We start from the raw sequence: 26,474 nt of genomic DNA on the forward strand, positions 1-26,474 counted from the left end.
GCTCGGCGGACATGGACCCTGACGCCGCAGCCGAGACCACGACGGTGGACGACGACGGTGTGGTCGCCGACGTCACCACCCCGGCCGGGCCGGTCCGCGGCCTGGTCGTCCTCGCCCACGGCGCCGGCGGCAACCGTCGGGCCGAGATCCTGCGGGCCTACGCCGACGCGTTCAACGCGCACGGATTCGTCGCCGCCCGCATCGACCTGCCCTACCGCCAACAGCGACCGAAGGGCCCGCCGTCGGCGTCGAGATCCGGTGACGACCGGGACGGTATCCGTCGGGCCCTGGAACGATTCCGGCCGCTCGCTCCGGGCGGGCCGGTGGTCGTCGGCGGCCACTCCTACGGCGGCAGGCAGGCGTCGATGGTCGTGGCCGAGGACGGGGCGGGCACCGCCGACGTCCTGCTGCTCAGTTCCTATCCGCTGCACCCGCCGGGCAAACCGGAGCGCCGACGGATCGAGCACCTCCCCGACATCCGCGTCCCCACCGTCGTCGTACACGGCCGGACCGACCCCTTCGCCTCCGCTGACGAACTCGAAGAGGCGGTCGCGCTCATCGACGCGCCGACGCTCGTCGTCACCGTGGCCGCGCCGCATGCCCTCAACCCGGCCCGCACCGGGGTCGCGGACCTGGCCGTCGAGGCCGTCAACGAGATGCTTGGCCCAGACTCGGTCAACTGACCGACAAGGCGGCGCGGCGCCGACAGATGTGCCTTATCCTTCTCGCATGATCGCACGCAAGCACATCGCCGCCCTCGGTATCTCCGCGGCGCTCGCCACCGGCGGCGCCCTGCTTCCGACGGCCGCACCCTCGGCCCACGCGTACACCTACAACTACGGCGCCATCGCCTACTCGCAGAACCAAAGCGTCGCCTACGCCGTCAACTACCCGAGCGCCCGTGCCGCGGCCAACGCGGCCTACGCCCGGTGCGGCGCCGGCTGCGGATACTTCACCTTCTACAACTCGTGCGGGGCCGTCGCCTACAGCCCCAACCGCATCGGCAAGGCCTGGGGCTACCGCACCGCGGCCGGCGCCAAGGCCGCCGCACGTCGGCAGGCCGGATGGGGCGGTCGGGTCCGCATCTGGGCCTGCACCTCGCGCTGACATACTCGTCGCCATGACCGACGCATCGGAGCCGCGCCCCTCGGGCGCGGCTCCGGTCGTCTCCGACACCCGAACCGTCGCGCGGGCAGTCGTCTACTCCCCCGATCTCGACGGCGAGGCCGATCCCGGCGAGATCGTGTGGACGTGGGTGCCGTTCGAAGAGGACCACACCCGGGGCAAGGACCGGCCCGTTCTCGTCGTCGGCCGCGACCCGCGCGACCGCGAACCCGACCATCTGCTCGGGCTGATGCTCTCCAGCAAGCCCTACCACGCCGACGACCCGGAATGGCTCCCGATCGGGGTCGGCACCTGGGACGACGAGAACCGCCCCAGTTTCGTACGACTCGACCGCACCCTCCTCGTCGTCGCCGACCGGATCCGTCGCGAAGGCGCGATCCTGGACCGGCAGCGCTTCGACGCCGTCGCGCGGGAACTGCGCGCCCACTACGGCTGGAGCTGATCCGCGGAATCGTCCTCAGCGGGCCGATCGGCGTTGCCGGGCGCGGTTGCGCACCCCGACCGCCCGTCGCCTGGCCTTGCGCACGACGTTGCGCGCGGCCGACTCCCAGCGCCGCGGCGGGGCGGGGAGCGGCGCGATCTTCACCCAGCCGGCCAGTGCGTCGAGCGCCGCGTCGAGAACCTCCTGCTGCGTTGGCGGCTGTGCGTCGCCCTCGTCGGCCTCACCCACCGCGAGATCGTCGAGGGATCCGACGACGTCGTAGCCGCGCCGGGTCAGTTCCGCCGTCATCGTCTCCGCCTGGCGCGTCGCCCAGCTCCGTTGGGCGGCCGAGAGTCCCTGCGGCTCCCCCGTCCGCTCCGCGCCGAACATCACCTCGCCGATCAACTCGCCCTTGACGACGCGTTCGTAGCGCGCCCACTCCACATCCGACGGCTGCAGCCGGTCGTTGAGTTGGCGCAGGAATTCGGCTTGCGCGGCCGACAACGACGAGTTCGCCGTTTCGATCGGCGCGGAGAGGGTCGCCGGGTCGACGCCGAGAACACCGACGAACCGTTCCCACAGCCCGTCGCCGGGCGCGGCCTCCCGGGGCACCGTGACGACGTGGATGCGCTCCGGCTCGACGAGGCCGGACCAGTCGTCGAGGATGCGGACGTAGTCCTGGAACTCCCAGAACGGCCCCTCCTCGCCGTGGCCGAGGTCACCCGATCCGGCCCGATCGGCGACCGCGGCCACGAACTCGTCGAAGGTGCCGCGACGCTGGTTCTTCACGTTCTCCTGCCACGCCGACGGCAGCTGCCGTGCCAGGTCGCGCACGGTCACCACCACGTGCACCTCGTCGGCGAAATCGAGTGCGCCGACGAACTGCGCGATCTGCTCGCGGTTCGCCGTGGCCAGCAGCTCGTGGGACACCAGGCTGGTGCCCGGCCATGCTTTCATCTGCGCGATCATCGTCGGCCACGCCTGGGCGTGCTCCGGATCGACCCAGTCCAGGTAGCGCTCGGGTTGCAGGTGGGCGGCGGCGTGGAAATGGTCGTCGATCGCGTCCCCCGGGTAGAGCAGCCCGGCCTTCAACGCCAGATCCCGATTCCGCCACAGCCGGTCCTGTAAGTGAGTGGTACCGGTCTTCGGGAGTCCGATGTGGACGAATACGACAGACATACCGCTCACCCTAGCGGCGCCGCCACCGCGCGATTTGGGGTGCCACACCCGCTGCTGGTAAAGTCGACCGTCGTTGTCATCCCAGATCTAGTTAGAGGACAAACTCGCGTGGCAAACATTAAATCGCAGGTCAAGCGCATCAAGACCAATGAGAAGGCGCGTCGACGCAACCAGTCGGTTCGCTCCGCCCTTCGCACCTCGATCCGCAACTTCCGCGAGGCCGTCGCCTCCGGCGACAAGGACAAGGCCGGCGAGCTGCTGACCGCGACCAGCCGCCAGCTCGACAAGGCCGCCAGCAAGGGCGTCATCCACGCCAACCAGGCCGCCAACAAGAAGTCGGCCATGGCGATCGCCGTCAACAAGCTCTGATCTGATCTTTCGCTGATTCACCCCGGTGACGACCACGCGGTCACCGGGGTGAATTGCGTTACTGCCCGCGGCTGCGGCGGGACCGCAGCGCGGCCACCTGCGACACCGCGCTGACCAAGCTGTAGTCGGCGTCGGCCGCCTGTCCCTTCACGTCACCGTTGAGCTGCGCGACGACCACCGCGGCGGCACCGATCGACGCCGTGTCCCACGCGGCCGCCTGGGCCTGCAGCTTCTTCACCCGACTCGGCGGCATCCCCAGCTCCGATGCCGCGGACTGCGGATTGGTGGAGCCGAGTCCGCGCACCCGCGCGATGCCGTGGACCGCCTCGGCAAGCGCGTCGGCGAGGATCACCCGTGGCGTCCCGTGGTGCATCGCCCAGGCCAGCGCCTCCAATGCCCCGGCCTGGTCGCCGGTGACCGCCTTGTCGGCGATTTCGAATCCCTTCACCTCGGCGCGCCCCGAGTAGTAGGTCTCCACCGCCTGCTCGGTGATCTTCCCCCCGGTGTCGGCGACGAGCTGACTGGCCGCGGCGGCGAGTTCGCGCAGGTCCGATCCCACGTTGGCGAGCATCAGCTCGACGATGTCGCGGGAGACACGGACTCCGAGCTGCTGGAACTCGCGTCGGACGAAGTCGGCCCGATCCGACGGCCAGCGCGGCGTCGCACAGTCGACGACCTCTGCACCGGCCTTGCGCAGGTCGGCCACCATCGACTTGGCACGTCCCCCGCCGGAGTGCGCGACGATGAGCGTGATGCCGTCCGGGATCTCGCCCAACGTCGACGTGATGACCGCGGCGGGTTCCTTGCCCGCCTCACCGGCCGCCTCCAGGACGATGGCGCGCAGATCGCCGAACAGTGAGGGCGAGAGCAACTCGGCCAACTCGGCCGCGGTGACCTCCCCGGCGCGTATCCGGGTGACTGGCACCGACTCGCCGCCCTCGCGGCCCATCTCGCGGACGATCTGCCCGACGGCGCGCTCGATCAGGAAGTCGTTGTCGCCGAGGAGCAGATGAAGGGGGTGCGTCACGCCCCCATCGTGCCAGACGCGCACGCCGGAGCACCGTCGGTGCGACGCAGGCCGCCAGGAGTACCCCGGTCACCCAGAGCGGACCGGCCGGGACCGTCGCCCACGGACCGCCGAAGAGTCGCGCAACCGCCAGAATCCACCACAGCCCCGGCTCGCAGGCCGTGATCAGCAGCTGCGCCACCGATGTCGCCAACGCGAGGTCGACTGCGGCGAGCAGCAGCGCGATCGCCCCGAGCACGGTCACCAGCGGAACCGCCGGTGCCACCGCGAGGTTGGCGGCGATCGCCGTCAGGCTGACCCGCCCGGAGATCAGGGCGATCAACGGCGCCGTCACCAGATAGGCGACCGTCGACATCGCCGCCGCGTCGGCCACTCCGCGCGGCCAGCCGCGTTCGACCAGCCACTCGCGCAACCGCGGAGCCCAGACGATCAGCGCGGCCGTCGCCGCAACCGACATCGCGAACCCCGCGTCCGCGGCGAGACCGGGCCACACGAGCAACCCGACCACCACGGCCCCGGCGAGCGCGGGCATGGCCGGGCGACCCCGCGACGCCGCCATCGCCAGCAGCCCGATTCCCCCCATCACCGCCGCGCGGATCACGCTCGGCGAAAGTTCGACCAGGATCGCGAACGCCGCCGTCACGAATACCCCGGCCACCACGGTCGCCCGGATGGACCCGCCGACGACCGCGATCAGCAGCACCACCGACCCGACGATCAGGGCGAAGTTCGCCCCGGAGACGGCGAGCAGGTGGGTCAGGCCGGCTTGTCGAAACTGTGCGTCCACCGTCTCCTCCCCCACGCTCGTATCCCCCACGACCAACCCCGGCAGCAGCCCGGCCTCGCGGTGCCCCAACGCGGCGGCACAGGCCCGACGGAAGCGGGCGCGCACCATCTCGGCCAGCCGTTGGTATCCGGGTGCCGGGGCCTGGACAATCGGCGGCCCGCGCATGGTGAGCCGGGCCGCGGTCAGCCCGCGTTGTTGCGGAGCCCGAATCGCCGCCATGCCGCGCACGCGCTGGCCGACGCGCAGGTCCAGCCAGCCGCGTCCCCCGGTCTGCTTCGACGACGCGAAGACGAGCACCTGTGCGTCGGGGACTGCCCTTCCATCCACCGAATGCACCCGGGCGCGGATCCAGACCAAGTCCGGATCGGCGCCGCTGACCTTGGGATCCTCGGTCGCGCTGATCACCACCGCGGCCGTGGCACCCTCGAGCTGGCGCAACGGATGCGCGTCGACGCGATCGGTTCGGATGAGCAGTGCCGTGCCGCTCCCGAACGTCAGTCCCGCCGCGGCGAGGATGACGAGTGCCGCGCGCAGCGCTCGCGCGGCTGCGGCCACCCACAGCACAGCGGCCGCCGACACCAACAAGCCGAGCGACCCGAGGATCGCCGCGACCAGGGCGGTGCGCGCACACCCCACACCGATCCAGCTGATCAACCAGCAGGCCGCCGCGGGAACGGTCAGGCGCAGGTCGAGCGCGGACATGCCGGTTCACCTCCCGCCCACGGTCACGAGCCCGCGCAGCCGCTGCAACCGTGCCGGACCGATACCGTCGACCTCGCCGAGCTGGTCCACCGAGGTGAACCCGCCGTGGGCGGTGCGCCACTCGACAATCGCCTTGGCGGTCACCGGCCCCACTCCGGGCAGCGAGTCCAGCTGTTCGACGGTCGCCGTGTTCAGGTCGATCGCGGCGCCCGCACCCGGAGCGGCCGGAGGCGGGGATGCCCGTTCCCCGTCGACGCCGATGATCGTGCTGCGCAGCCCCGCCCGGCCCGGCGCCTCGGCCAGCCCCACCACCACTTGGTCGCCGTCGCGCAGCGGGCGCGCGAGGTTCAGGGAGAGCAGGTCGGCCCCGGGGCGCGCACCGCCGGCCACGCGGAGCGCATCGGCGACGCGCGACTGCGGCGGCAGGCGCACCAATCCCGGGTGGACGACCAACCCCACAACACTGACGACGAGCGGCGAAGCGGGCCGCGGCGTCGAGGGCGGTCCGCCAGGCCGCACGGCCACCGGGGACTGCCGAGCCGCGGGCCCGGCCGACGCCGGGAAGTCGACCAGGGGCACCGTCTCCGCCGGTGCGCGCAGCGCGAAATACCCGGCCACCAGTGCCGCCAGCACCCCGACGACCACCAGAACCACCGCTGCCGGTGGCAGCGGTGAGACCCGCGGGCCGCGCGAATCCTCGTCGGCGTCCCGGATGGCGCCGGCATCGTCATCGAGGAGATCAGCCACCGCGAAGCCGTCGGCGGCGGCCTCCCCCTCCGCCCACACATCGGCGTCGAGCCACCGGGGCTTCGCGGCGATCCCCCAGGGCGGACTCTCGGGCGACGCCTCTCCAGCAGCCAGGCGCGCGAGACGTCGCCGCACGATCTCCGGTTCGACTGCTCGCCCACTCCTCATGCAGCCGAGGCTAGAGTCGGCCGACGTCCGCCAAGCCTCACAACGAGCCGCTCGGCGCCGGGTCTGTGGACGGCGTCGAACTGTGGAAAAGCCGCGTCAGCGCCTGATCGGCACGACGGCGAGGCTCGGGCCGTCGGCGAATCCCAGGCCGGTGGGCACCGGCCCGTGTCCCGCGTCCTTCAGACCGCCGTCGCCCTGGATCTCGAAGGCGGTCACGACCACCTTGGAACCGTCCTTGAACACCGGCGAGGAGAGCAGGTAGAGCCACTTTCCGTCGGTGGACACCTCGAGCATCGCCGGCCCGGGCTCGGTGGCGAACGGCGAACCCGGGACCCGGGTGAGCCCACCGTCGGCACCGATCTCGAACCCGTCGATCTGGTGCGACATGGTGTTGGCGAAGTAGACGTACTTGCCGTCCCGGCTGGCCACGGGGTTGTGCGGGAACTTGCCGGTGGGGATCGGCGAATCCGCCATCTCGGTCAGCCCGCCGTCGGCACCGACGGCGAAGGCGGAGATCGACTTCGACTGTTCGTTGGGGACGTAGAGGAATCTGCCGTCCAGCGAGAACACCGGGGTGATCGGGAAGATCCCCGACGACTTCACCCGGCCGACCGGCCCCCGCAACGCCCCGTCGGCGGTGACCTCGAACCAGACGACCGACTTCGCGAAGACGCTGGCGACGTAGAGGTGCTTGCCGTCAGGGGCGAGGTAGGGCTGCGGTGCGCCGTCGAGGAATTTGCCGAGCGAGTGCAGATCGCCGTTGGCGGCCGGCTTACCGTCGTCACCGATCCGGAAATGCGCCACCCCGCCGCGGAAGAAGCCGGCCGGACCGTTGCCCATCCCGAGGTAGAGGTTGCGGCCGTCGGCCGAGAGGGTCATCGCGACGGGGGTGCGGGCGAGGTCGAGCTGGTCGATCCGGCTCAGCGAGCCGTCGTCGGCGATCGAGTACGTGAGCAACTCCGGGTTGCGCAGGTTGCGGATGCTCACCGGGGTGCCCAGCCCCAACCCGGGTGCGACGTAGAGGAACCTCCCGTCCGGGCTGACCCGCACGCAGAAGGTGCCCGCCCCGGTGGGCCAGGGTGAGCCGGGAAGCTCCGTCATCGACCCGTCGTCGTGCAGGTCGAATCCCGCGATTCCACCGCTTTGGGCGACGGCGTAGAGGCGTTCGACGGGAGTGGATTGGTTTGCGGACATGGGGAGGTTCTCCTCGGGATGACGTGCGGCCACATCGACCGCAATATTTTCTACTCCCTGGTTAGAAACCATTAGATACCAGCGCCCGCGCAATGGGGAGCGTTTCGAAAGAATCGGCCGGGCCCTCAGGCAACCGAGGCGATAGCGGACCTGATCCGGTCGATGGCGACGGGATCGAATCCGATCAGCATGTGCCCGCTGCGAACGCCCGGATCTAGTTCCTGCAGCACGATGTTGTCCGCCCCCGCGACGGCCACCGAACCCGGAGCGGCGAAGGCGTCCCGGGTGCTCGTGATCGTGGTCGTGGGGACGGCGGGCGGCACCGCGTCGAGGTCGGCGAGATAGCCGGACCCGGGGATCAGGTCCAGCGCCATCGGACAAACGACGCCGACGATGCTGCGCATACCGGGCGCGGTGAAGACCCTCGACCACAGCGGACGGAACCCGTGGTTCTGTGAACTGACGAGCACCGCCGCCCGCACGTCGGCGGTCGTCGTGCGCAGCAGGTCTCGGATGATCACCCCGCCGAACGACTGTCCGACGAGGATCACCGCATCGGTACCGGTCGCGTCGCGAACCCGCGTCAAGAACTGTTCGAGCGCTGCGACCTGCCGGGCGGGCCTCCGCGTCCCCACCCCGGGCAGGTTGCAGGCATAAACGGGGTGGCCGTCGGCGATCAAGCCGGGAACCAGCCGATGCCAGTAGAACTCGCCCGGCACGAACGACCCCGGAACCAACACCACCGGGATCCCGCTCGTGGCGCGCTCCGTGCCCGTTGCCGCCCCCCGACTCCACTCATTCACTCCGGCCGGCCACCGCCCGCGCCCGGTCACCAAACCGGCGAACGCGGACACACCGCCACTCACCGCCTGTGCGGCGACCGGTGCCGTCGACAGCGCGCCGTTCACCGGCCCTGCCCGACAGGGATCTCGACAACCGTCCGGGTGCGCGATTCGTTGTAGTACCGCAGGTTCAGCACGAACTCCCACCGGCCGCTCGCCGGCGCCCGCGCGGGTAGCCGGAAGACTCCCCGGTCGAAGAAGTCGACCGAGACGTTGAAAAGCGCGTCCAGCCCATCTGGTGCGCGGAAGCTCGGTGCCTCGCCGATCTCCCAGAGAAAGCCCGAGGAATCCAACGGCGTCTTGAACAGCAGCGGGAAGACTGTGACCCCGAAGACCCGGTTGTGCTCGTAGGCGAAGAAGTATCCGTCGCCCAACACGATCTCGTGCATCGGGCTCCCCACCTTCTCGAGGCCGGGGACGCCGAAGTCGACGCGGGCGGTGCCCGATCCGACGAGACCGGGAGCACGATAGGCCTTGCGGCTGAAGAACATCCGCCAGCGCGACGGCCCGACGGTCGGCATGGCGGTGAAGTCGACTTCGAAGCCGTCGGGGAACTCGACCCCGATTTCGCGAATGGAATACGGCCGACCGTTCGCCGCCTTCGGGAATTCGAATGCCGCGGACAATCCGGTCGTCGAGCCGGGCTCGGTCGAGGTGAGGTGGAAGTCCACCACCGGATCTGGCAGGTCGATTCCCCGTGGCGCCCGCAGCGCCAAGATCCGGGAAAGGCCGGCCGAGAACCGTGGCAACGCCCCGTTTCGCTCGACGATCGCCGATCGTGTCATCATTCCCCCAATTCGATTGGACGAACGGTACATCACCAAACTGCCGCGGGCGTTCAGTCCAGCGGCGTCAGCGTGGACCCGATCATGACGCCGACCGCCCCGTCGCCCACGTGCATGCTCAACACCGGCCCCAGCGGCGCCGTCAGGGAGGTCACCACGTCGGGGATCCGGCGGGTCAACTCGTCCATGACCTGTGCGGCGGCCTCCGGTGCGTCGCTGTGCTGCACGCCGATCGACACCGGGCGGGCGCCGGAGAACTCACAGGCGGCGTCGACCATCTTCGCCACCGCCTTCGAGAAGGTCCGGTGCCGTTCGCGCAGCGTCAGCGAGCCGTCGACAGTGTGCAGGATCGGCTTGATCGACAACGCCGACCCCAGCATTCGACCGGCCGCGCTGATCCGCCCGCTGGACCGCAGATGGTCGAGGTCGGCGACGCAGATCATCGATTCGATGGTGGCGGCCTCCCGCACCGCCGCCTCGTACACCCGATCGCGGTCGGCGCCCTTGGCCGCCGCCTGCGCCGCGACGAGGGCGGTGAAACCGACGGCAAGACCGACCGATCGGGAGTCGACGACGCGTACCGCCCCGTCGTACTTGTCGGCGGCGACCCGCGCGGCGCTCCACGTGCTCGACAGTTTGCGGGACATGTGGACGGCCACGACCCCGTCGCCCTTGGAGTCCTTGATCGCCTTGGCGAAGGCCTTCTCCAAATCGGCGGGGGTCGCGCCGGAGGTGGTCACGCCGGGGGTCTTGAGGATCCCCGCAGGGATCTCGTCCAGGTTCTCCCGGTAGTCCTCGCCGTCGGCGATGATGTGCAGCGGAACCTGACGGATGCCATGGCGCTTGGCGAGCTTGGGCGGCAGGCAACACGACGAATCGGTGACGACGACGACGGGCACGTGTCTAACTTAACCCAGCGCGGCATCGACGACCGGGGCGACCGCATCAGCGATCCGCGAGTGGCAGCGGAACCCCCAGTGAATGCCGTCGGGATTCATGTCTTCCCGGTGCTCGGTGAACTCGTCGCGGGTCACCGGATAGAACTCTGCGGTCGCCAGACCGTGCCGCGAAGCCCACTCGCGCATCGCCGCGGTCGTCGGCACCCGACCGGTGTGGACGTTCCCGTAGTAGGGGCTGTCATGCGTCGACGGCAGGCACACGACGATCGGCAGCTCGGGCCGCAGTTGCGACAGGGCCTCGCGCACCTTCTCCAGATACTCGACGGTGACCCGCGGCGGCAGCGCCATCGGCCAGCCGAGCCGCGCCGCCCGCGGCTGTACCCAGGAGTATCCGTCGCGGACCACCTGGCGCAACCTATTGGGCCGCAGGTACCGGATCTGCTCGCGCAGCGCGGTCGGTAACGGCGACGGCAGGCTGTCCATGCCGCCGTAGGCGAGGACGACGACGTCCGCATGCGGCAGGGCGGCCCAGATCCGCGGGTCCTGGGTGACGGCCCACCACACGTCGCGACTGGTCCACCCGATGCGGCCGAAGAGTTCGACCGGGCGTCCCAGTCGCTGCCCGACGAGGTTCGGCCAGATCCGCTCGTCGTCGGCGGCGAGCCCTCCCCGCGGTCCGTAATAGGCCAGCGAGTCGGAGAGCACCACGATGCCGCCCACTAGGGGGCCTCCTCGTCGACCCCGCTGTTCCAGACGTCCAGGCGCCAGCGCGGCGGCATGTCGGCGGGTCCCAGCTGGTGGCCGGAAAGCTGCACCCAGCCCGCGTTCGCGAGTCCGCCGAGCGCCGGCCAATTCGCCACCGGCAGACCGAGCAGGGAGGCGGTGAGCGCGGCGATACAACCACCGTGTGCGACGAGGACGACGGGCGACTCGGGCCGCTCCCCCGATCCCCACTCGGGCAACTCGGCGAGCAGGTCGTCGACGACGGGGGTGATGCGGGCGGCGACTTGCACGCGCGACTCCCCGCCGGGCGGACTCCACGTCGCGTCGTCGCGCCAGACGCGCCGCGCACCCGGGTCCCGCTCGTCGACCTCCGCGTGCGTCAGGCCCTGCCACTGCCCCAGGTCGGTCTCGCGCAGCCGGGGGTCGCGTTGCACCGGCAGGTCGACCAGCTCGGCCAGCGCGTCCGCAGTCTCCGCGGCCCGTCGCAGATCCGAGGACCGCAGGATAAGCGGATCGCGCAGCGCGAGGGCCGCGGCCGCCGCCCCGATCTGGCGCCGGCCGCGGGCGGACAGGTCGGTGTCGAGTTGCCCTTGCATCCGGCTGGCCGCGTTGTACTCGGTCTCCCCGTGACGCCACAGCAGCAGGCGCCGCACCACCGGGGTGAGGCGTTCGACGCTGGTGTCGTGGGAATCGGGCCCAGCGCTCACGGCTTCGACAAGCCCAGGTCGATCTCGGGACAGTCCTTCCACAGCCGTTCCAGCGCGTAGAACTCGCGCTCGTCGGCATGCAGGATGTGGATGACGATGTCGGTGTAGTCGAGCAGCGCCCACCGGCCCTCGCGGGCCCCTTCGCGTCGGGCCGGCTTGTAACCGGCCTCCCGCATGGCATCCTCCACCGCGTCGACGATCGAGTTCACCTGCCGCTCGTTGTCGGCGGAGGCGATCACGAAGGCGTCGGTGATGACGAGTTGCTCGGACACGTCGATGGCGACGACGTCGGTGGCGAGCTTCTCGGCGGCGGCGGCCCCGGCGATGCGGGCCATCTCCACCGATTCTCCTGCTGCAGTCATGGGTTACAGCGTCTCACGCCGCTACCGACTGCTGATGAGCAGCCATGCCAGTACGCCCACGATGACCACGACCCCGACGACCGCGGCGATGACAGCAGCCGTCTTGGCGGTCGCCGCCGACCGGTGGGCCAGCGCGTATTCGCCCGCCTGCCACTGCGGATGCACCGACGCCGACTTGTAGACGGCGAACCAGCCGATGGGCAGGAACAGGGCGCAGGAGAGGATCGACCACAGGAAGCCGTCCCTGGGTTCCGGTCCCGCTTCCTCGAGCGTCATCCGCGGTTCCTGGTAGACCGGCTCCTGATAGACCGGTTCCTGGTGGATCGGTTCGGTGGGCGCCGACGACGGTACGACCATCGGCTCCGCCACGGCCTCCAGTTGCTCGGTCGCCGCCTCGGAGACGGCGGCCCCGCCGAGTGCGCCGGCACCCGCCACCGCGCTTCCCGCCACGGCACCGGCCGCGACGGCCGGGTTACCGGCCGCCAATGCCCGCCACACGAGGTAGCCGAGTCCGACGAGGACGAACCACACCGCCCCGACGATCAGCGCGACCCGGCCGTCGCTGGTGAAACCGAGCAGCACCAGCACGCCCAGGAAGAAGGCCAACGTGAGGTAGGACGTGACCGGCGCGCCGGGCACCGTGTAGTCGGTCGGCGGCAGCAGGCCCTTCTTGATCCGGTTGCGGTAGACCAGGTGGCACGCGATGATCACCGACCACACGACCAGGATGCCGACCGTCGACACCGAGGTGATCCAGATGAACGCGTGCTTGGTGTCGATGACGTTGATGACGACGCCGATGACCATGACCGCGGCCGAGAGCACGATTCCGCCGACCGGCACGTGCCGGTTGGACAGCCGGGAGAGCTGGTGCGGCGCGTCACCACGCATCGAGAGCGACCGGAGCATGCGGCCGGTGGAGTAGATGCCCGAGTTGCACGACGACAGTGCCGCGGTCAGCAGCACGAAATTGATGATTCCCGCCGCGCCGGGGATGCCGACATCCTGGAAGACCTGCACGAACGGGCTGGTGCCCTCGTGGAAGTTGCGCCATCCCTTCACGCAGAGGATGACGAACAGCGCGCCGACGTAGAAGATGCCGATACGGAACGGCACCGAGTTGATGGCCTTGCGCAGCGTCACCTTCGGGTCGTGCGCCTCGCCCGCCGTCACGCCGACCAATTCGACGCCGACGTAGGCGAACATCACGATTTGCAGGACGAGGATGGCATTCCAGTGCCCGGTGGGAAAGAACCCGCCGTCGTTCCAGAGGTTGTGGACCGACGGGCCGACCTCCGGCCCGAAACCGACGATCGGCATGAGGATGCCCAGGCCGATGATGATCATGCCGAGGATCGCGACGATCTTGATGCTCGAGAACCAGAACTCGGCCCGGCCGAAGACACCGACGGAGATGAGGTTCGCGCAGAACAGCACGGTCAGCGCCACCAGTGCGGTCACCCACACCGGGATGGCCGGCCACCAGTAGTTGATGTATTTGCCCGCGACGGTGATCTCGGCCATACAGGTGGTCACCCACACCGCCCAATAGGTCCAGCCCTGGCTGAACCCGGCGAACCGGCCGAGGAACTCGTCGGCGTACTCGGAGATGCCGCCGGCCACCGGACGGTGCAGCAGCAACTCGCCGAGGGCGCGCATCATGAAGAACACCGCCAGTCCGGCGATCGCGTACGCCAGCAGCAACGCCGGGCCGGCCATCTCGATCGCCGCGCCCGAGCCGTAGAACAGGCCGGTCCCGATCGCGCCTCCGATGGCGATCATCTGCACGGTTCGCGTGGTGAGGCCGCGTTGGTATCCGGCATCGGTGTCGACTGTGACCGGGTTGGGCCCGGTTGGTCCTGACTGGGTGATCGTCACAAGGATCCCTTCGGCTCGGCAAACTGCGGATTACTCTAGCGAGCGCTGCCGGACATGGCGGATTTGCAACGAATATTTCACAGAAGGTGGCGATCAACCCGGCGCGGTGACACTCGGTCCGTCATGCGGCCAGCGCCGGTACAGGCCGCGTTTGGCGATGTATTGGACCACCCCGTCGGGCACCAGGTACCACACCGGTCGGCCCGCGCCGGCGCGTGCGCGGCACTCCGTCGAGGAGATCGCCAGGGCCGGTATCTCCAGCATCTGCAGGGTGTCGGGCGGCAGTTCCCGCAGATGTTTGGCCAGGTGGGAGGCCGACAGCTCGTAGCCGGGACGGCTCACCCCGACGAAGTGCGCCAGCGAGAACAGCTCGTCGAAGTCCTGCCACGAGAGGATGGACTCCAGCGCGTCGGCACCGGTGATGAAGAACAGCTCCGCGTCGGGCAGCGCCCGGCGCAGGTCGCGCAGGGTGTCGACGGTGTAGGTGTTGCCCTCGCGGTCGACGTCGACGCGGCTCACCGAGAACCGGGGGTTCGACGCGGTCGCGATGACCGTCATCAGGTAGCGGTCCTCGGCCGGGCTCACCTCGCGCGCGTCGCCTGCCTTCTGCCACGGGCGGCCCGTCGGCACGAAGATGACCTCGTCGAGGTCGAAGCGGTGGGCGACCTCGCTGCCCGCCACGAGGTGTCCGTTGTGGATCGGGTCGAACGTGCCGCCCATGACGCCGACGCGTCGCCGACCGCCCCGGCGGCCGGGCCCATCTTCTGACATGCGCAAGGAGCTTACCTGGTCAGACCGGCAGCAGATCGCCGATCACCTTGGCCAGCTGCTCGGCGTTGCGGCACTCGTGCATCTCGATGTGCTCGGCGTAGACGTCGGCGTCGGAGTCGCCGGTCCCCCACTCCTCGCGGCGCTCGGGGTTGAGCCAATACGCGTGGCGCACGCGCTCGGTGAGCGTGTCGAGGGAATCGGTCTCGGTCCAGTGGTAGTTGTTGCGGGCGTCGCCAAGGATGAGCAGCGCCCCGCGATGGGTCAGCGACTCGAGGTATTCCTGCGCGAATCCCTTGATCATGTGCCCGTAGTCGGAGTGGCCGTCGCGGGTGGAGATGCGCGCGGTGGTGATCATCTCGGTCATGATCTCGCCGAAGGACTCGTCGGCCTGACCGCGCTCGAAATACTCGGTGACCTCGTCGACGGTGTCGACGAAGGCGAAGACGCGCACCTTGGAGAACTGTTGGCGCAGCGCGTAGACGAGTTGCAGGGTGAACCGCGAGAAGCCCGACACCGAGCCGGACACGTCGCAGATGATGACCAGTTCCGGGCGGCCGGGGCGCGGGCGGCGATGGGTCAGCGTGATCGGCACCCCGCCGGTCGACATCGACGCGCGCAGCGTCCGGCGCACGTCGACCGGGCCGTGGCGGGCCCGGCGACGGCGGATCTCCAACCGGGCCGCGAGCAGTCGGGCCAGGGGTTCGACGGTGCGCCGGATCTGTGCGAGGTCCTTGGCGCTCGAGTGCAGGAAACTCATGTGCTCGGGCAACTTGGGCACCGCGTAGTCGGCCACCCGGTCGCGGCCCTGACGGTCGGCCATCCGGCGCTGGGTCTCGGCCTCGATCGACGCGCGCAGCGCGGCCGCCCGATCGCCCGCCGCCCGCCGGAACCGGGGTTGGGTGCCCGGGCGCCCGTCGGAATCCTCGTCTGCCGATCCGCGCGCCATCGCCGCGGCGATCGCCGCGATGAGCGTCTGCGGATTGATGGTCGACGTGGCCTGATACGCCGAGAATGCCTCGCCCCGAGCACCCTCGTAGCGGCCGAATTCGTCGACGATGAGCGCGACCATCTCACTCAGCCGGCCGTCGGAGGCCGCCTGGTCGTCGGCCACCACCTCGGCGAGCATTTCCCGGAAGGCGGCGACGTCGACGTTGCCGTCCTCGTCGCGCGGCAGCTCGGTGTGGGTGGTGCGGGCGCCCCGCCCGAGGGGGAACCACAGGTCGAAGGCGCGGTCGAAGACGTCGCGGTGCATATGCGTGGACAGCAGCGTCGCGGCGAGTCCTTCGCGCAGCCCCTCGCGGTCGAGGAGATCCAGGACGGAGACGGCCTGCCCGGCGTCGAGCAGCGCGGCGGGGCCGATGTCGATACCGCGCCTGCGCAGCTCGTCGATGAACTCGACGAGGTGGTCGATAAGGGGCGCGGACATCCTCAGTCCAACTTGAGTTCTTTGCGGGCAGTCGCCAGGTCGGGCCGATGCTTGAGCACGACGCCCAGGGTGCGCGAGATGAGCGAATCGTCGACGCGCCCCTTGGCGAGCTTGGCCTCCGGGGTGCCCGGCGCGGCTCCGGCGGCCAGGGCCAGCAGGGTGTTGCCCCAGTCGATGGTCTCCGAGACCGACGGGCGTTTGCGGACGTCGAGGCCGCGCAGCGCGCCGATGACGCGGACCACCTCGGTGGCCAGCGCGTCGGGCAGCTCGGGGACGCGGCTGGCGAGGATCTCCTTCTCGCGGGCGGCGTCGGGGAAGTCGATGTGCAGGTAGAGGCAGCGGCGTTTGAGCGCCTCGGACAACTCCCGCGCGGCGTTGGAGGTGAGGATGACGATGGGCCGCTGCTTCGCGACGACCGTGCCCATCTCCGGGATCGACACGGCGAAGTCGGACAGCACCTCCAGCAGCAGGCCCTCCATGTCGACGTCGGCCTTGTCGACCTCGTCGATGAGCAGCACCGTCGGCTCGGTCCTCGAGATCGCCTTGAGCAGCGGGCGCGGCAGCAGGAACTCGTCGGAGAAGATGTCGGCCTTGGTGTCGTCCCACTCGCGCGAGCCGGTGGACTGGATGTGCAGGATCTGCTTGGCGTGGTTCCACTCGTAGAGCGCCCGCGCCTCGTCGAGGCCCTCGTAGCACTGCAGGCGGACCAGCTCCGCACCGATCGCCGTCGCGACGGCCTTGGCCAATTCGGTCTTGCCGACACCGGCCGGACCCTCGACGAGCAGCGGCTTGCCCAGGCGGTCGGCGAGATAGGTGGCCGTCGCGGTGGCGGCGTCGGGCAGGTAGCCGGTGGCCGACAGTCGCGCCGAGACGTCGGCAACCGACTCGAAGGCGGGGACGATCGTTGCGTCTGACTGTGCGCTCATCAGACCGGCCGAACCTGGCCGTCGCCCCAGACGACCCACTTGGTCGACGTCAACTCGGGCAGGCCCATCGGGCCGCGGGCGTGCAGCTTCTGGGTGGAGATGCCGATCTCGGCACCGAATCCGAACTGCTCGCCGTCGGTGAACGCGGTCGAGGCGTTCACGATGACGGCGGCGGCGTCGATCCGGCGCGTGAACTCGTTGGCCGCGGCCAGGTCGGAGGTGACGATCGCCTCGGTGTGCCCGGTGCCGTAGCGCGCGATGTGATCGATCGCCTCGTCGAGGCCGTCGACGCGGCGCACGGCGATGTCCATCGAGAGGTATTCGTCGCTCCAGTCCTTCTCGTCGGCGGGCTCCATCCCCGGCTCGTCGCCGTGGATCGTCACGCCGGCCGCGGTGAGCGCACCGGTCAGGCGCGGCAGTGCGACATCGGCGATCGCCGAATCGATGAGGACCGTCTCTGCGGTGTTGCACACGCTGGGGCGCCGGGTCTTCGCGTTGATGACGATGGTCTCGGCCATATCGAGGTCGGCGGCCGAGTGTACGTAGACGTGGCAGTTGCCGGTTCCGGTCTCGATGGTCGGGACGGTGGCGTTGGCGATGACGGCGTTGATCAGGCCGGCGCCGCCACGCGGGATGACAACGTCGACGAGACCGCGGGCCTGGATGAGCGCGGTGACGCTGGCACGGTCGTGTGCGGGCAGCAACGCGACGGCGTCGGGGGCGACGTTGTGCGCGGCGAGCACGTCGCGCAGGACGGCGACCAGCGCGGCGTTGGAATCGGCCGCCGAGCTCGACCCGCGCAGCAGGACGGCGTTGCCGGACTTGAAGGCGATTCCGAAGGCGTCGACGGTGACGTTGGGCCGCGCCTCGTACACGATGCCGACCACGCCCAGCGGCACCCGCACCTGGCGCAGCGTCAGCCCGTTCGGCAGGGTCTTGCCCGCGATGACCTCGCCGATCGGGTCGGGCAGGCCGGCGACCTGCCGCAGGCCGTCGGCGATCCCGACGACGCGCTCGGGGGTCAGCCGCAGCCGGTCGAGCAGGCTCGCCTCGGTGCCGTTGCTCTCCGCGCGCGCGATGTCGCTCGCGTTCGCGGCCAGGATGGCGGCCGCGGCGGCCTCGATCGCGGCGGCCGCGGCGGTGAGAACGGCGTTCTTCTCGGCCGTCGATAGGCCGATCAGGCTGCGCGACGCCGCTTTGGCCGCGGTCGCCGACGCGATGACCTCGTCGGTCACGGCGCTGGTGTCGACGGTGGGTGCACTCATCGGGGTCCTTCGCTGTTGAGAAGCTGCTCGATTCAGGTTAACGCCCAGCGGTCCCACACCGATTCCCGCCCGCGCGACGACCCGCCCGGGCAGCCAGACACGATCCAGTGTTGACATTGTCAACATTGCTGTCTAGCGTGTTGTTAACATCGCTTACATCAACGGAGGAAGCATGCCGAAAACCACCGTCGTCGATCTCGGAGGACGGAGCGTCACCGTTCCCGCCGGCGGACTCTACGACCGCTACCGGATGAAGGCACCACTGGAGGAACTGGCCGCCGATCCTCGGGTCCCGGGTATCGACTTCTTCGAGGCACTCCCCAAGACCGAGGTGCAGTCGCCGATCGGGCCGACGCTTACCCCGAACTACTACTACGCACTCTCGTCGGCGCGGCTCACGCTGCTGGCGTCGTCGAAGGCCATCCGCGCACGGCTCCCAGAGGGCTTGGAACCCCTTCAGCCCATACCCGGCCTCGGCCTCGTATCACTGATGTTCTTCCGGTACGACGTGTGCGACACCGACTTCTACACCGAGGCCGCCGTCGGCGTCGCCGTGCGGCCGGCGCGCAACGGGGGCCGCTCGACCGCATTGGCCGACCTCGTCACCGCACTGGGCGACGACCACCTCCACTCCTACGTCTTCGCGCTGCCGGTGAACACGGAGATCGCCCAGGTGCGCGGGCACGACGGCTATGGCTTCCCGAAATGGGTCACCGACCTGGACGTCGAGATCGATGATCGGCGCGTGTCCGCGCGGGTCGCGAATGCCGACGGCGGCGTCGACGTCGCCTTCACGGCCGCCACCCCGAAACAACACGCCTCCGACAGCGGCGAACAGGTATCAAGCCTGACCTCGTACACGCGGCGCGACGGGGCATGGATGTCAACGCTCAACCAGACGAACGTGCTGGCCACCGGCAACCGGGCGTTGCCGCGCGGATATGAACTCACCCTCGGGGACGGCCACATGTCCGACGCCGTCCGAGGTCTCGAGCCCAAGCGCGCCGTGCGACTCGACGTCACGACGTCGGCACAGGCCGCCCTGCACATGCCGGTACCGGTCTCGGTGCGCTGAACATCGTCAGGAGCAGTGAGATGCAGACAATCCTGGGAGCCAACGGTCAGATCGCGGTTGAGCTGGCGCGCGAGCTCGCACAGAACCACACAACGGACCTCCGGCTGGTCAGCCGCACCCCGCAGAAGGTCAACGACACGGATCACACGGTCAGCGCGAATCTCCTCGACGCGGACGCGACGGCGAAGGCGGTCGAGGGCAGTGACACCGTCTACTTCACCGCGGGACTGCCGCCGAACACGGAGCTGTGGGAACGCGACTTCCCGACCATGCTTCGCACCGCCCTCGATGCGGCGAGGGCTGCGGGCGCGAAGTTCGCCTACTTCGACAACACCTACATGTATCCGCAGGACGAGCACGTACAGACCGAGGACACCCCGTTCGCACCGGTCGGCGCCAAAGGCCGGGTACGCGCCCAGATGGCGACGATGGTCCTCGACGAGATGGCCCGCGGGGAGATCGAGGTCCTGATCGCACGTGCCCCGGAGTTCTACGGTCCCGGCCGCACCCAGGGCTTCACCAACTCCCTCGTCGTCGACCGGATGGCGGCGGGCAAGCGACCGCTCGTCCCGGTCCGCGACGACAAGCTCCGCACGCTTATCTGGACTCCGGATGCCAGTCGTGCCCTCGCGACACTCGGTAACACCCCCGATGCCTACGGTCAGACCTGGCATCTACCCGTCGACACCGACCGCCCGACCTACAAGCAGTTCATCTCCCTCGCCGCTCAAGCATTCGGCACCGGGGACGGATACACCGTCGCACCCAGGTGGTTACTCAGCGCGGCCGGTGTGCTGAACCCGGAGATTCGCGAGATCCGCGAACTCCTCCCCCGGTACGCGCAGGACAATGTCTTCGACGCGTCGAAGTTCGCACAACGCTTCCCATCCTTCGCGGTGACCACCTACCCCCGCGGACTGGAGACCATCCACGCAGAGAGTCGATCAGACTCTCTATAGAACACTAGGAACGGAGGCCTCATGGCCGACACGAAAACCATCGTCATCACCGGTGCGAGCGACGGAATCGGAGCGGTCGCCGCCCGCGAACTCGCGGGACCGGAGGTGACGCTCATCATCACCGGACGATCGCCCGACAAGCTGAATGCCGTCGCCGAGGAGACCGGTGCGACCGCTTTCGTCGCCGACTTCGCCAGGCTCGACGATGTCCGCGCCCTGGCCGAACAGATCAACGGCGCCGTCGACCACATCGATGTCCTGCTCAACAACGCCGGCGGCACGTTCGAACCGAACCGGTTGCGCACCGTCGATGGGCACGAGCCGAACTTCCAGATCAACCATCTGTCGCCATTCCTGTTGACGAACCTCCTCAAAGACAAGTTGTCGGGGGCGTTGATCGTCAACACGTCGAGCGTGGGAAACCTGGTCGGCAAGGTGGACCTGGACGATCTCGACTTCGAGAAACGCCGCGCGTTTCAGACCCGCTGCTACGGCACCGCGAAGCTCGAGAACATCTTGTTCACCCGCGGCATCGCGCGGCGATGGGCCGACGACGGCATCGTCTCCGTCGCGGTCCATCCCGGCCCGGTGGCGTCGAGCTTCGGCCGCGATTCGTTCTTCATCGGTCTGCTCTATCGGACGCCGCTCAAGAAGTACGGCACCATCACCGTCGAGAAGGGGGCCGCCCCTCTGGTCGAGCTGGCGAGGAAGGGCGCCGACCCGAAGCTCAACGGCCAATACTTGGAGCGCTTCAAGAAGGGTCACGAGAACAAGCAGGCAAGCGATCCGACGCTGATCGACGGCCTCTGGACGCGATCGGCCGAGCTGACCGGACTATGACCACCTCCCCCTCCACTCCGTATCACCACGGCGACCTTCCGACCGCCCTGGTGACCTCGGCGATGGAGTTACTCGAGGAGGACCCCGCTGCGGATCTCTCGCTGCGGGCCGTCGCCAGACGAGCGGGAGTCTCCGCGGCGGCACCGTACCGACACTTCGCGGACCGCAATGCCCTCGCGTCGGCGGTGGCAGCCGTCGGGTACGACGAACTCGCCGCGGCGCTCCTGGCGGTGAGCCCGGCACCGTCGAGCACCGAGGACATCGCTGGACTGGCCGTCGCCTACGTCCGTTTCGCCCTGGACCGACCCGGCCTGTTCCGGGTGATGTTCACCGAGGGCTGCGATCTCGGGAACCCGGACCGCGTAGACGCCGTCGCCGCAATCAACACCTTCCTCGCCGGTGCGGTGCAGCGGGCCGCCCCCGACGCCGATCCGGAGCCGACGGCGCTGGGTGCCTGGGCGTTGGTGCACGGGCTGGCGTTTCTCCACCTGGACGGCAAACTCGACGCATCCTCGCCCGAGGCGGTAGCGGATCGGGTCCGGTCCACGGTGGCCGCGATTCTGCGCTGACCCGGTGGCACCCGACGTCGTCATGCGCAGACGTCACCCGCACCCGCGCAGTGCTCGTCGCAGGGTGCGCGCGGAGGGCTCGTCGAGCAGGAGCGGATAGGCGGCGAGCACGGCGACGAACTGCTTCGCGTACTGGCAGTGGAAGCGCCGTGCCGACGGCATCCACCTGGCCGGCTCGAGATCCTTCTTGTCCTGGTTCGACTGCTCGTCGACGGCCACGAGGTTGGCCGGGTCGTTGGCGAAACGCAGTCTGACCGTCGATGACCAGGTGTGCGCGCCCATGTCCCACGCGTATGACAGCGGGACGATGTGGTCGATCTGCACCCCGGCCGCACGACTGCGCCGGAACACGAACACCCGGCCCGTGTACGGGCTGCGCAGCCGCCCGGCCGTCACGGTCGCCGCGCATCGCGGGCCGGTCGTCGTCACGACCTCGTCGAGGTCGCGTCGCAGGATGTCGTTGCGGGTGTCGCACGCGTTGTTCCCGCCGGCGGCGTCGTTAGCGTCGCTCCAGGCCGCGCCGAAGGCCGACCGCTGGTAATCCGACCGGTGCGGCAGTCGCTCCGCCACGCGCGGGATGCGCTGTAGTTCGGCGAGCCAGCCGGCTGCCGCCGACGGCGGTGTCTGCCGCTGATGCGCGATCACCGTCGCGGCGGTGAACACGGCCAGCACGGTGCAACCGATCAGGACGGCCCAGTTCTTCCGCGTCAGCTCCCCCATGCGTACTTAGACGCAGCGGCCCTCTCGCCGGTTCCCCAGTGTCAGGACTTGTCGAGGAAGTCGGCACGACTGCCGACGACGGCGTCGATGATCGTCGCCGCGCCGGGATGACCACCGAGGGTGAGCCCCCCGTCGACGACGGATTGCGCGAGTTCGCGGGCGTCGGCGATGACCTCGGCGTCGTCGAGCAGCGACAGGAACCGCAGCGAGGAGGCACCGCCGGATTGCAGTTCCCCCAGCACGTCGCCCTCCCGACGCTCGGCCAGGTCGAGCCGGGCCAACTCGAATCCGTCGACGGTGCCGGCGACAGCGGCGAGACGGCGAAAGGGCGCCGATCCCTCGGGCACGGCGGTGACCAGCAGACACAGTCCCGGCAGCCCGCCTCGGCCGACGCGACCGCGCAGCTGGTGCAGCTGGGAGACACCGAAGCGGTCGGCGTCGACGATGATCATGACGGTGGCGTTGGGGACATCGACGCCCACCTCGATCACCGTCGTCGACACCAGCACGTCGATCTCTCCGGCGGTGAACTCGTCCATGACGGCGGCCTTGTCGTCGGCCGGCATCCGCCCGTGCAGCATGCCGATCCGGCAGTCCGGCAGGCGCGCCCCCACCTCGTCGTACAGGTCGAGCAGCGAGACCGGTTCACGGCGCCCGTCGTCGTTCTTCGCGGCCTTCTTCTCCGACGTCTCGTCCCCGATGCGCGAGCACACGACGTACACCTGCCGCCCGGAGGCGACCTCCTCGCCGGCGCGCTCCCACACCCGGTTCATCCACGCCGGCTTGCCCATCGGCACCACCGAGCTGCTGATCTCCTGGCGACCCTTGGGCAGCTCGGTGAGCACCGAGGTCTCGAGGTCGCCGAAGACGGTCATGGCGACGGTCCGCGGGATCGGCGTCGCGGTCATCACCAGGTGGTGCGGCGCCCGTCCGCCGGCGGCCTTCGTGCGCAGCACGTCGCGCTGTTCGACGCCGAAGCGGTGCTGCTCGTCGACGACGACGAGCCCGAGATCGAAGAACTCGACGTTCTCCTGCAACAGGGCATGGGTGCCGATGACGATCCCGGCCGTCCCGGTCACCACGTCGAGCAGGGCCTGCTTCTTCTCCGCGGTGCGCTGCGAGCCGGTGACCAGGGTGATGGTGGTGGCACCGTCGGCGGCCCCCAGCTGACCGCCGATCCCCAGGTCGCCGAGCATCCCGCGAATCGTGCGGTAGTGCTGGGCGGCGAGCACCTCGGTGGGGGCGAGCAACGCGCACTGCTGGCCGTTGTCGACGACGCGCAGCATCGCCAGCAGCGCAACGAGGGTCTTGCCGGACCCGACCTCGCCCTGCAGCAGTCGGCTCATCGGGACGTCGCGGTCGAGTTCGTCGTCGATCTCGCGCAGCACCGTCTCCTGCCCGTCGGTGAGCGTGAACGGCAGACGCTGCCGCAGCGCGTCCTCCAGGCCGCCGGGTACATACGGGCAGGGTCGCGCGGTCTCGGCCCGTCCGAGCCGCGCCCGCTGCGCGAGGACCAACTGCATCGCGTAGGCCTCGTCGAACCGCAACCGCTCGCGCGCCGCGTCCACGTCGGTCATCTTCTCCGGCAGGTGGATCCGCCGCCACGCCTCGTCCGTGGTGATCAGCTCCCGCTGGGCCCGCTGCTCGTCGGTCAGGGCGTCCGGGACCGGTCCGAGTTGGGCGAGCACCCGGCGCACCGCGGCCCAGATGTCCCAGGTCTGTACGTCCTTCGTCGCCGGGTAGATCGGCAGGATCGCGCGCTCGAACGCCTCGTCGAGGCTGACGCCCTCCCCCGTCTCGGCCTCGCGCGCCTCCTGTTCGACGGCGTAGAGCTGCTGCATCATCGAGTTCCCGACGACGGCGACGTCGGGATCGGCTCCGTCGGGCAGCACGGCCCATTCCGGGTGCGCCAGCTGCACGCGTCCCTGATAGAGCCCGACCTTGCCCGCCATCATCACCCGCGCGCCGGGCCGCAGCTTGTTCTTGATGTAGCGGGGGTTGAAGAAGCTCGCCTCGTAGATGCGCGAATCGTCGTCGACGAGCACTTTGAGGAACTGGCCGTTGCGCCGTTTCATGCGGATCAGGTCGGCGCGGGTGATGCGGCCGACGATGGTGATCCACTCCCCCGCTTCGGGCAGTTCGTCGGAGGCGACGACACCGGCCTGCGCGTAGCGCCGCGGCGTGTAGAAGAGCAGTTGCCCGACGGTGGTCAGGTCCAATCCGGCGAGTTTCTCCGCCGTCGCGGCGTCGAGCACGTCGGCCAGCGGCGTCGACGGGGTCGTCGAAGTCACTCGACGCCGACCTGCAACAGCGAATCGGATTGGCCGCAGGGGTAGACGGCCAGTTCGACGCCCGGGAAGGTACGGCGGACGTGATCGGCCAGCTCGTCGAGGACGCCGGGGTACTCGTCGAGCAAGGCCCCGGCCAGCACGGTGATGAGTTCCCCGCCGGTGGCCAGCATGAGGTCGAGCAGCGCCGTCGTCGCCGCCAGCGGATCGCGGCCGATCACCAGCGCGTCGGATCCGATGTAGCCGAGCATGTCGCCGGGCTCGCTGGTCCCGGCCAGCGTCATCATCGCCTGTTCGGACCGGCGGACCGAGCCCCACCGGGTGCCTGCGGCGGCCTCGGCCATCGCGTACGCGTCCACGTCGGCCGATTCCGACGGGTCGTGGACGGCCAGCGCGGATAGGCACTGCACCATCGAGAGCGTCGGGATGAAGACGACGGTCCGGTGCGCGGAGCGGGCGCCGGCCGCCACCGACACCAGTTCCTGGGAGGCGAGCTCACCGTTGGCCATGACGACGACGTGCGCGGCGTCGGTGGCGCGGATCGCCTCGGCGACCGCCGCGGCCGACACCCCGTCGTCGGCGGTGACGACGACGGCTCCCGCGTCGGCGAACAACTCCCTGGCCCCGCTGCCCTTCGCGATGACGACGACAGCGCGCTTATGCCGCGGCAGGGGTTCCTCCGGGTCGGAATCGCGGATCGCGTCGAGAGCGAAACACGAGATCCGCACGTCGCTGATCGCCCCGACGACGGCGCCGGCCTCCACCGCCTTGCCCGGCTCGTTGGTGTGCACGTGGACCGAGAACCGTTCGCCGTCCGCGCTGTTGTCGCCGACGATGACCACGGCGTCGCCGATCTCGGCGAGGTAGTCGCGCAACCGGCCGATGCGGCCGTCGGCGATCCCGTCGAGCAGGTACATGACCTCGAAGTCCATGTCGCTGCTGCCGTCGCACGCCTCATCGGCGCGCAGGGCAGGCATATTGCCCTCCACCAGCAGGCCCCGATAGTTGCGGCGGCGGTTCGCCACCCCGGTGAGGACCAGCACCATCGCGTCGAGCAGCACCAGCATTCCGCGGCCGCCGGCGTCGACGACCCCGGCATAGGCGAGTTCGGCGAGTTGCTCGGGTGTGTGCTCGAGGGCGTCCGCCGCCGCTTCCGCCGCTGCCCGTGCCAGATCGGCCGGGCTGGCCGCCGTGTTGTCGTGCGCGGCCGCCGCCGCTTCGCGCAACACGGTGAGCACGGTGCCCTCGCGGGGCTCGCTGACCGCGCGGACCGCCGCCAGCGACGCGAGCTGGAGGCCGCCGGCGAACAGCCGTGAGAAGGAATGATCGCGTTGCGCGTCGGCGATGGCCGCCGCATCGGCGACGCCGACCAGCACCTGCGACAGGATGATCCCGGAGTTGCCGCGCGCATTGGCGACGGCCGCATCGGCCATCGCCCGAGTCACCGTCGCGACGTCGGCGTCGCCCGGCGCCTCCTGCGCCGCATCGGCCGCGGCCGTCATGGTGAACGCCATGTTGGAGCCGGTATCGGAGTCCGGGATCGGGAAGACGTTGAGCTCGTTGATCTCCGCCCGCGCGGCAGTCAGCCCGTCGGCCGCCGCCCGTGCCCAGTCACGCAGCAATTGCGGGTTCACCCGAGGTGGGCGATCGCCGCGCGGTGCTGTGGTTGGGGCGGTATCCGACATCGCAATCGAGACTAGCCCAGCGCCCGGATTTGGAA

The 26,474-nt window shown here is 69.7% G+C and carries 26 protein-coding genes and 2 pseudogenes; 8 read left to right on the forward strand and 20 right to left on the reverse strand.

What is annotated here, in order from left to right; translation table 11 throughout:
• The first annotated feature begins 11 nt into the window (after positions 1–11).
• From HUN08_RS11490 to HUN08_RS11500, 3 genes are read left to right on the forward strand one after another with little or no spacing between them, the layout of a single operon-like run.
• Positions 12–683 (forward strand): alpha/beta fold hydrolase, encoded by a 672-nt coding sequence (locus HUN08_RS11490; protein WP_124247330.1) that lies wholly within the window; start codon positions 12–14, stop codon positions 681–683.
• Between the two features lie 46 nt (positions 684–729).
• Positions 730–1,107 carry a DUF4189 domain-containing protein gene (locus HUN08_RS11495; RefSeq protein ID WP_124247329.1) on the forward strand — a complete coding sequence of 126 codons (378 nt, stop codon included), beginning with the start codon at positions 730–732 and terminating at the stop codon, positions 1,105–1,107.
• 13 nt (positions 1,108–1,120) lie between these two features.
• Complete coding sequence (locus HUN08_RS11500; RefSeq protein ID WP_124247328.1) at positions 1,121–1,567, forward strand: type II toxin-antitoxin system PemK/MazF family toxin; 447 nt, start codon at positions 1,121–1,123, stop codon at positions 1,565–1,567.
• Between the two features lie 15 nt (positions 1,568–1,582).
• Here the strand turns inward: HUN08_RS11500 and HUN08_RS11505 are convergent, their stop codons facing one another.
• Entirely contained in the window at positions 1,583–2,725 is a 1,143-nt protein-coding gene (locus HUN08_RS11505) for a sulfotransferase family protein (protein ID WP_124247327.1), read from the reverse strand.
• Positions 2,726–2,833: 108 nt separating this feature from the next.
• Between HUN08_RS11505 and rpsT the strand changes: the two genes are divergently transcribed.
• Positions 2,834–3,094: a 30S ribosomal protein S20 gene (rpsT, locus tag HUN08_RS11510; protein WP_124247326.1), complete on the forward strand. Its 261-nt coding sequence runs from the start codon at positions 2,834–2,836 to the stop codon at positions 3,092–3,094.
• Between the two features lie 58 nt (positions 3,095–3,152).
• On the opposite strand, the gene holA is transcribed toward rpsT, so the two are convergent.
• The 16 genes and pseudogenes from holA to HUN08_RS11580 all read right to left on the reverse strand — a co-directional run bounded on the left by holA (position 3,153) and on the right by HUN08_RS11580 (position 18,303).
• The gene (gene holA / locus HUN08_RS11515; protein ID WP_124247325.1) at positions 3,153–4,121 is read right to left on the reverse strand and encodes a DNA polymerase III subunit delta; all 969 of its coding nucleotides are present in this window, start codon (positions 4,119–4,121) and stop codon (positions 3,153–3,155) included.
• Between the two features lie 52 nt (positions 4,122–4,173).
• Positions 4,174–5,610 (reverse strand): annotated as a pseudogene (locus HUN08_RS18545) (ComEC/Rec2 family competence protein); the annotation flags it as partial.
• A 6-nt stretch (positions 5,611–5,616) separates the two neighbouring features.
• Entirely contained in the window at positions 5,617–6,525 is a 909-nt protein-coding gene (locus tag HUN08_RS11520; RefSeq protein WP_124247323.1) for a ComEA family DNA-binding protein, read from the reverse strand.
• A gap of 96 nt (positions 6,526–6,621) precedes the next feature.
• A complete protein-coding gene (locus tag HUN08_RS11525) occupies positions 6,622–7,719 on the reverse strand; it encodes a beta-propeller fold lactonase family protein (RefSeq protein WP_165353489.1) in 1,098 nt (365 codons plus the stop codon).
• A gap of 125 nt (positions 7,720–7,844) precedes the next feature.
• The gene (locus tag HUN08_RS11530) at positions 7,845–8,627 is read right to left on the reverse strand and encodes an alpha/beta fold hydrolase (RefSeq protein WP_165353490.1); all 783 of its coding nucleotides are present in this window, start codon (positions 8,625–8,627) and stop codon (positions 7,845–7,847) included.
• A complete protein-coding gene (locus HUN08_RS11535; protein ID WP_165353491.1) occupies positions 8,624–9,349 on the reverse strand; it encodes a hypothetical protein in 726 nt (241 codons plus the stop codon). The genes HUN08_RS11530 and HUN08_RS11535 overlap by 4 nt, the downstream gene beginning before the upstream one ends.
• Positions 9,350–9,399: 50 nt before the next feature.
• Positions 9,400–10,245 carry a DegV family protein gene (locus HUN08_RS11540; protein WP_124247320.1) on the reverse strand — a complete coding sequence of 282 codons (846 nt, stop codon included), beginning with the start codon at positions 10,243–10,245 and terminating at the stop codon, positions 9,400–9,402.
• A gap of 9 nt (positions 10,246–10,254) precedes the next feature.
• The gene (gene octT / locus HUN08_RS11545; protein ID WP_301546690.1) at positions 10,255–10,965 is read right to left on the reverse strand and encodes a diglucosylglycerate octanoyltransferase; all 711 of its coding nucleotides are present in this window, start codon (positions 10,963–10,965) and stop codon (positions 10,255–10,257) included.
• Entirely contained in the window at positions 10,965–11,675 is a 711-nt protein-coding gene (locus tag HUN08_RS11550) for a histidine phosphatase family protein (protein ID WP_124247319.1), read from the reverse strand. Before HUN08_RS11550 ends, octT begins: the two co-directional genes overlap by 1 nt.
• A complete protein-coding gene (rsfS, locus tag HUN08_RS11555) occupies positions 11,672–12,037 on the reverse strand; it encodes a ribosome silencing factor (RefSeq protein ID WP_124247318.1) in 366 nt (121 codons plus the stop codon). Before rsfS ends, HUN08_RS11550 begins: the two co-directional genes overlap by 4 nt.
• A 21-nt stretch (positions 12,038–12,058) precedes the next feature.
• Positions 12,059–12,394 (reverse strand): CD225/dispanin family protein, encoded by a 336-nt coding sequence (locus HUN08_RS18390; RefSeq protein WP_367649949.1) that lies wholly within the window; start codon positions 12,392–12,394, stop codon positions 12,059–12,061.
• Between the two features lie 135 nt (positions 12,395–12,529).
• Positions 12,530–13,909, reverse strand: a pseudogene (locus HUN08_RS11560) (amino acid permease); the annotation flags it as partial.
• Positions 13,910–14,008: 99 nt separating this feature from the next.
• Positions 14,009–14,686, reverse strand: coding sequence for a nicotinate-nucleotide adenylyltransferase (nadD, locus tag HUN08_RS11565; protein ID WP_124247316.1), 678 nt, complete (start codon positions 14,684–14,686; stop codon positions 14,009–14,011).
• 19 nt (positions 14,687–14,705) lie between these two features.
• Entirely contained in the window at positions 14,706–16,112 is a 1,407-nt protein-coding gene (locus HUN08_RS11570) for a VWA domain-containing protein (RefSeq protein ID WP_124247315.1), read from the reverse strand.
• Positions 16,113–16,114: 2 nt separating this feature from the next.
• Positions 16,115–17,038 (reverse strand): MoxR family ATPase, encoded by a 924-nt coding sequence (locus tag HUN08_RS11575; RefSeq protein ID WP_174900921.1) that lies wholly within the window; start codon positions 17,036–17,038, stop codon positions 16,115–16,117.
• Positions 17,038–18,303, reverse strand: coding sequence for a glutamate-5-semialdehyde dehydrogenase (locus HUN08_RS11580; protein WP_124247313.1), 1,266 nt, complete (start codon positions 18,301–18,303; stop codon positions 17,038–17,040). The genes HUN08_RS11575 and HUN08_RS11580 overlap by 1 nt, the downstream gene beginning before the upstream one ends.
• A 172-nt stretch (positions 18,304–18,475) precedes the next feature.
• Between HUN08_RS11580 and HUN08_RS11585 the strand changes: the two genes are divergently transcribed.
• The 4 genes from HUN08_RS11585 to HUN08_RS11600 are packed head-to-tail and all read left to right on the forward strand — an operon-like array spanning position 18,476 to position 21,746.
• Positions 18,476–19,378 (forward strand): acetoacetate decarboxylase family protein, encoded by a 903-nt coding sequence (locus HUN08_RS11585; RefSeq protein ID WP_124247312.1) that lies wholly within the window; start codon positions 18,476–18,478, stop codon positions 19,376–19,378.
• 20 nt (positions 19,379–19,398) lie between these two features.
• Positions 19,399–20,337 carry an NAD-dependent epimerase/dehydratase family protein gene (locus tag HUN08_RS11590; protein ID WP_124247311.1) on the forward strand — a complete coding sequence of 313 codons (939 nt, stop codon included), beginning with the start codon at positions 19,399–19,401 and terminating at the stop codon, positions 20,335–20,337.
• Positions 20,338–20,358: 21 nt separating this feature from the next.
• The gene (locus HUN08_RS11595; protein ID WP_124247310.1) at positions 20,359–21,177 is read left to right on the forward strand and encodes an SDR family NAD(P)-dependent oxidoreductase; all 819 of its coding nucleotides are present in this window, start codon (positions 20,359–20,361) and stop codon (positions 21,175–21,177) included.
• Positions 21,174–21,746 (forward strand): TetR/AcrR family transcriptional regulator, encoded by a 573-nt coding sequence (locus HUN08_RS11600; protein WP_124247309.1) that lies wholly within the window; start codon positions 21,174–21,176, stop codon positions 21,744–21,746. Before HUN08_RS11595 ends, HUN08_RS11600 begins: the two co-directional genes overlap by 4 nt.
• Before the next feature lie 33 nt (positions 21,747–21,779).
• On the opposite strand, the gene HUN08_RS11605 is transcribed toward HUN08_RS11600, so the two are convergent.
• From HUN08_RS11605 to HUN08_RS11615, 3 genes are read right to left on the reverse strand one after another with little or no spacing between them, the layout of a single operon-like run.
• The gene (locus HUN08_RS11605) at positions 21,780–22,466 is read right to left on the reverse strand and encodes an HNH endonuclease family protein (protein WP_124247308.1); all 687 of its coding nucleotides are present in this window, start codon (positions 22,464–22,466) and stop codon (positions 21,780–21,782) included.
• A 41-nt stretch (positions 22,467–22,507) separates the two neighbouring features.
• On the reverse strand, positions 22,508–24,757 hold the full coding sequence (gene recG / locus HUN08_RS11610; RefSeq protein WP_124247307.1) for an ATP-dependent DNA helicase RecG: 2,250 nt from the start codon (positions 24,755–24,757) through the stop codon (positions 22,508–22,510).
• Entirely contained in the window at positions 24,754–26,439 is a 1,686-nt protein-coding gene (locus tag HUN08_RS11615) for a DAK2 domain-containing protein (protein WP_124247306.1), read from the reverse strand. The genes recG and HUN08_RS11615 overlap by 4 nt, the downstream gene beginning before the upstream one ends.
• Between the last annotated feature and the right edge of the window lie 35 nt (positions 26,440–26,474).

Source organism: Gordonia sp. X0973, from assembly GCF_013348785.1.
GTDB lineage: Bacteria > Actinomycetota > Actinomycetes > Mycobacteriales > Mycobacteriaceae > Gordonia.

Coding starts and splice junctions, on each gene's coding strand:
- HUN08_RS11490 (WP_124247330.1), top strand. CDS start 12: ATGGACCCTGACGCCGCAGCCGAGACCACGACGGTGGACGACGACGGT.
- HUN08_RS11495 (WP_124247329.1), top strand. CDS start 730: ATGATCGCACGCAAGCACATCGCCGCCCTCGGTATCTCCGCGGCGCTC.
- HUN08_RS11500 (WP_124247328.1), top strand. CDS start 1,121: ATGACCGACGCATCGGAGCCGCGCCCCTCGGGCGCGGCTCCGGTCGTC.
- HUN08_RS11505 (WP_124247327.1), bottom strand. CDS start 2,725: ATGTCTGTCGTATTCGTCCACATCGGACTCCCGAAGACCGGTACCACT.
- HUN08_RS11520 (WP_124247323.1), bottom strand. CDS start 6,525: ATGAGGAGTGGGCGAGCAGTCGAACCGGAGATCGTGCGGCGACGTCTC.
- HUN08_RS11525 (WP_165353489.1), bottom strand. CDS start 7,719: ATGTCCGCAAACCAATCCACTCCCGTCGAACGCCTCTACGCCGTCGCC.
- HUN08_RS11535 (WP_165353491.1), bottom strand. CDS start 9,349: ATGATGACACGATCGGCGATCGTCGAGCGAAACGGGGCGTTGCCACGG.
- rsfS (WP_124247318.1), bottom strand. CDS start 12,037: ATGACTGCAGCAGGAGAATCGGTGGAGATGGCCCGCATCGCCGGGGCC.
- HUN08_RS18390 (WP_367649949.1), bottom strand. CDS start 12,394: ATGGTCGTACCGTCGTCGGCGCCCACCGAACCGATCCACCAGGAACCG.
- nadD (WP_124247316.1), bottom strand. CDS start 14,686: ATGTCAGAAGATGGGCCCGGCCGCCGGGGCGGTCGGCGACGCGTCGGC.
- HUN08_RS11570 (WP_124247315.1), bottom strand. CDS start 16,112: ATGTCCGCGCCCCTTATCGACCACCTCGTCGAGTTCATCGACGAGCTG.
- HUN08_RS11575 (WP_174900921.1), bottom strand. CDS start 17,038: ATGAGCGCACAGTCAGACGCAACGATCGTCCCCGCCTTCGAGTCGGTT.
- HUN08_RS11580 (WP_124247313.1), bottom strand. CDS start 18,303: ATGAGTGCACCCACCGTCGACACCAGCGCCGTGACCGACGAGGTCATC.
- HUN08_RS11585 (WP_124247312.1), top strand. CDS start 18,476: ATGCCGAAAACCACCGTCGTCGATCTCGGAGGACGGAGCGTCACCGTT.
- HUN08_RS11590 (WP_124247311.1), top strand. CDS start 19,399: ATGCAGACAATCCTGGGAGCCAACGGTCAGATCGCGGTTGAGCTGGCG.
- HUN08_RS11595 (WP_124247310.1), top strand. CDS start 20,359: ATGGCCGACACGAAAACCATCGTCATCACCGGTGCGAGCGACGGAATC.
- HUN08_RS11600 (WP_124247309.1), top strand. CDS start 21,174: ATGACCACCTCCCCCTCCACTCCGTATCACCACGGCGACCTTCCGACC.
- HUN08_RS11605 (WP_124247308.1), bottom strand. CDS start 22,466: ATGGGGGAGCTGACGCGGAAGAACTGGGCCGTCCTGATCGGTTGCACC.
- HUN08_RS11615 (WP_124247306.1), bottom strand. CDS start 26,439: ATGTCGGATACCGCCCCAACCACAGCACCGCGCGGCGATCGCCCACCT.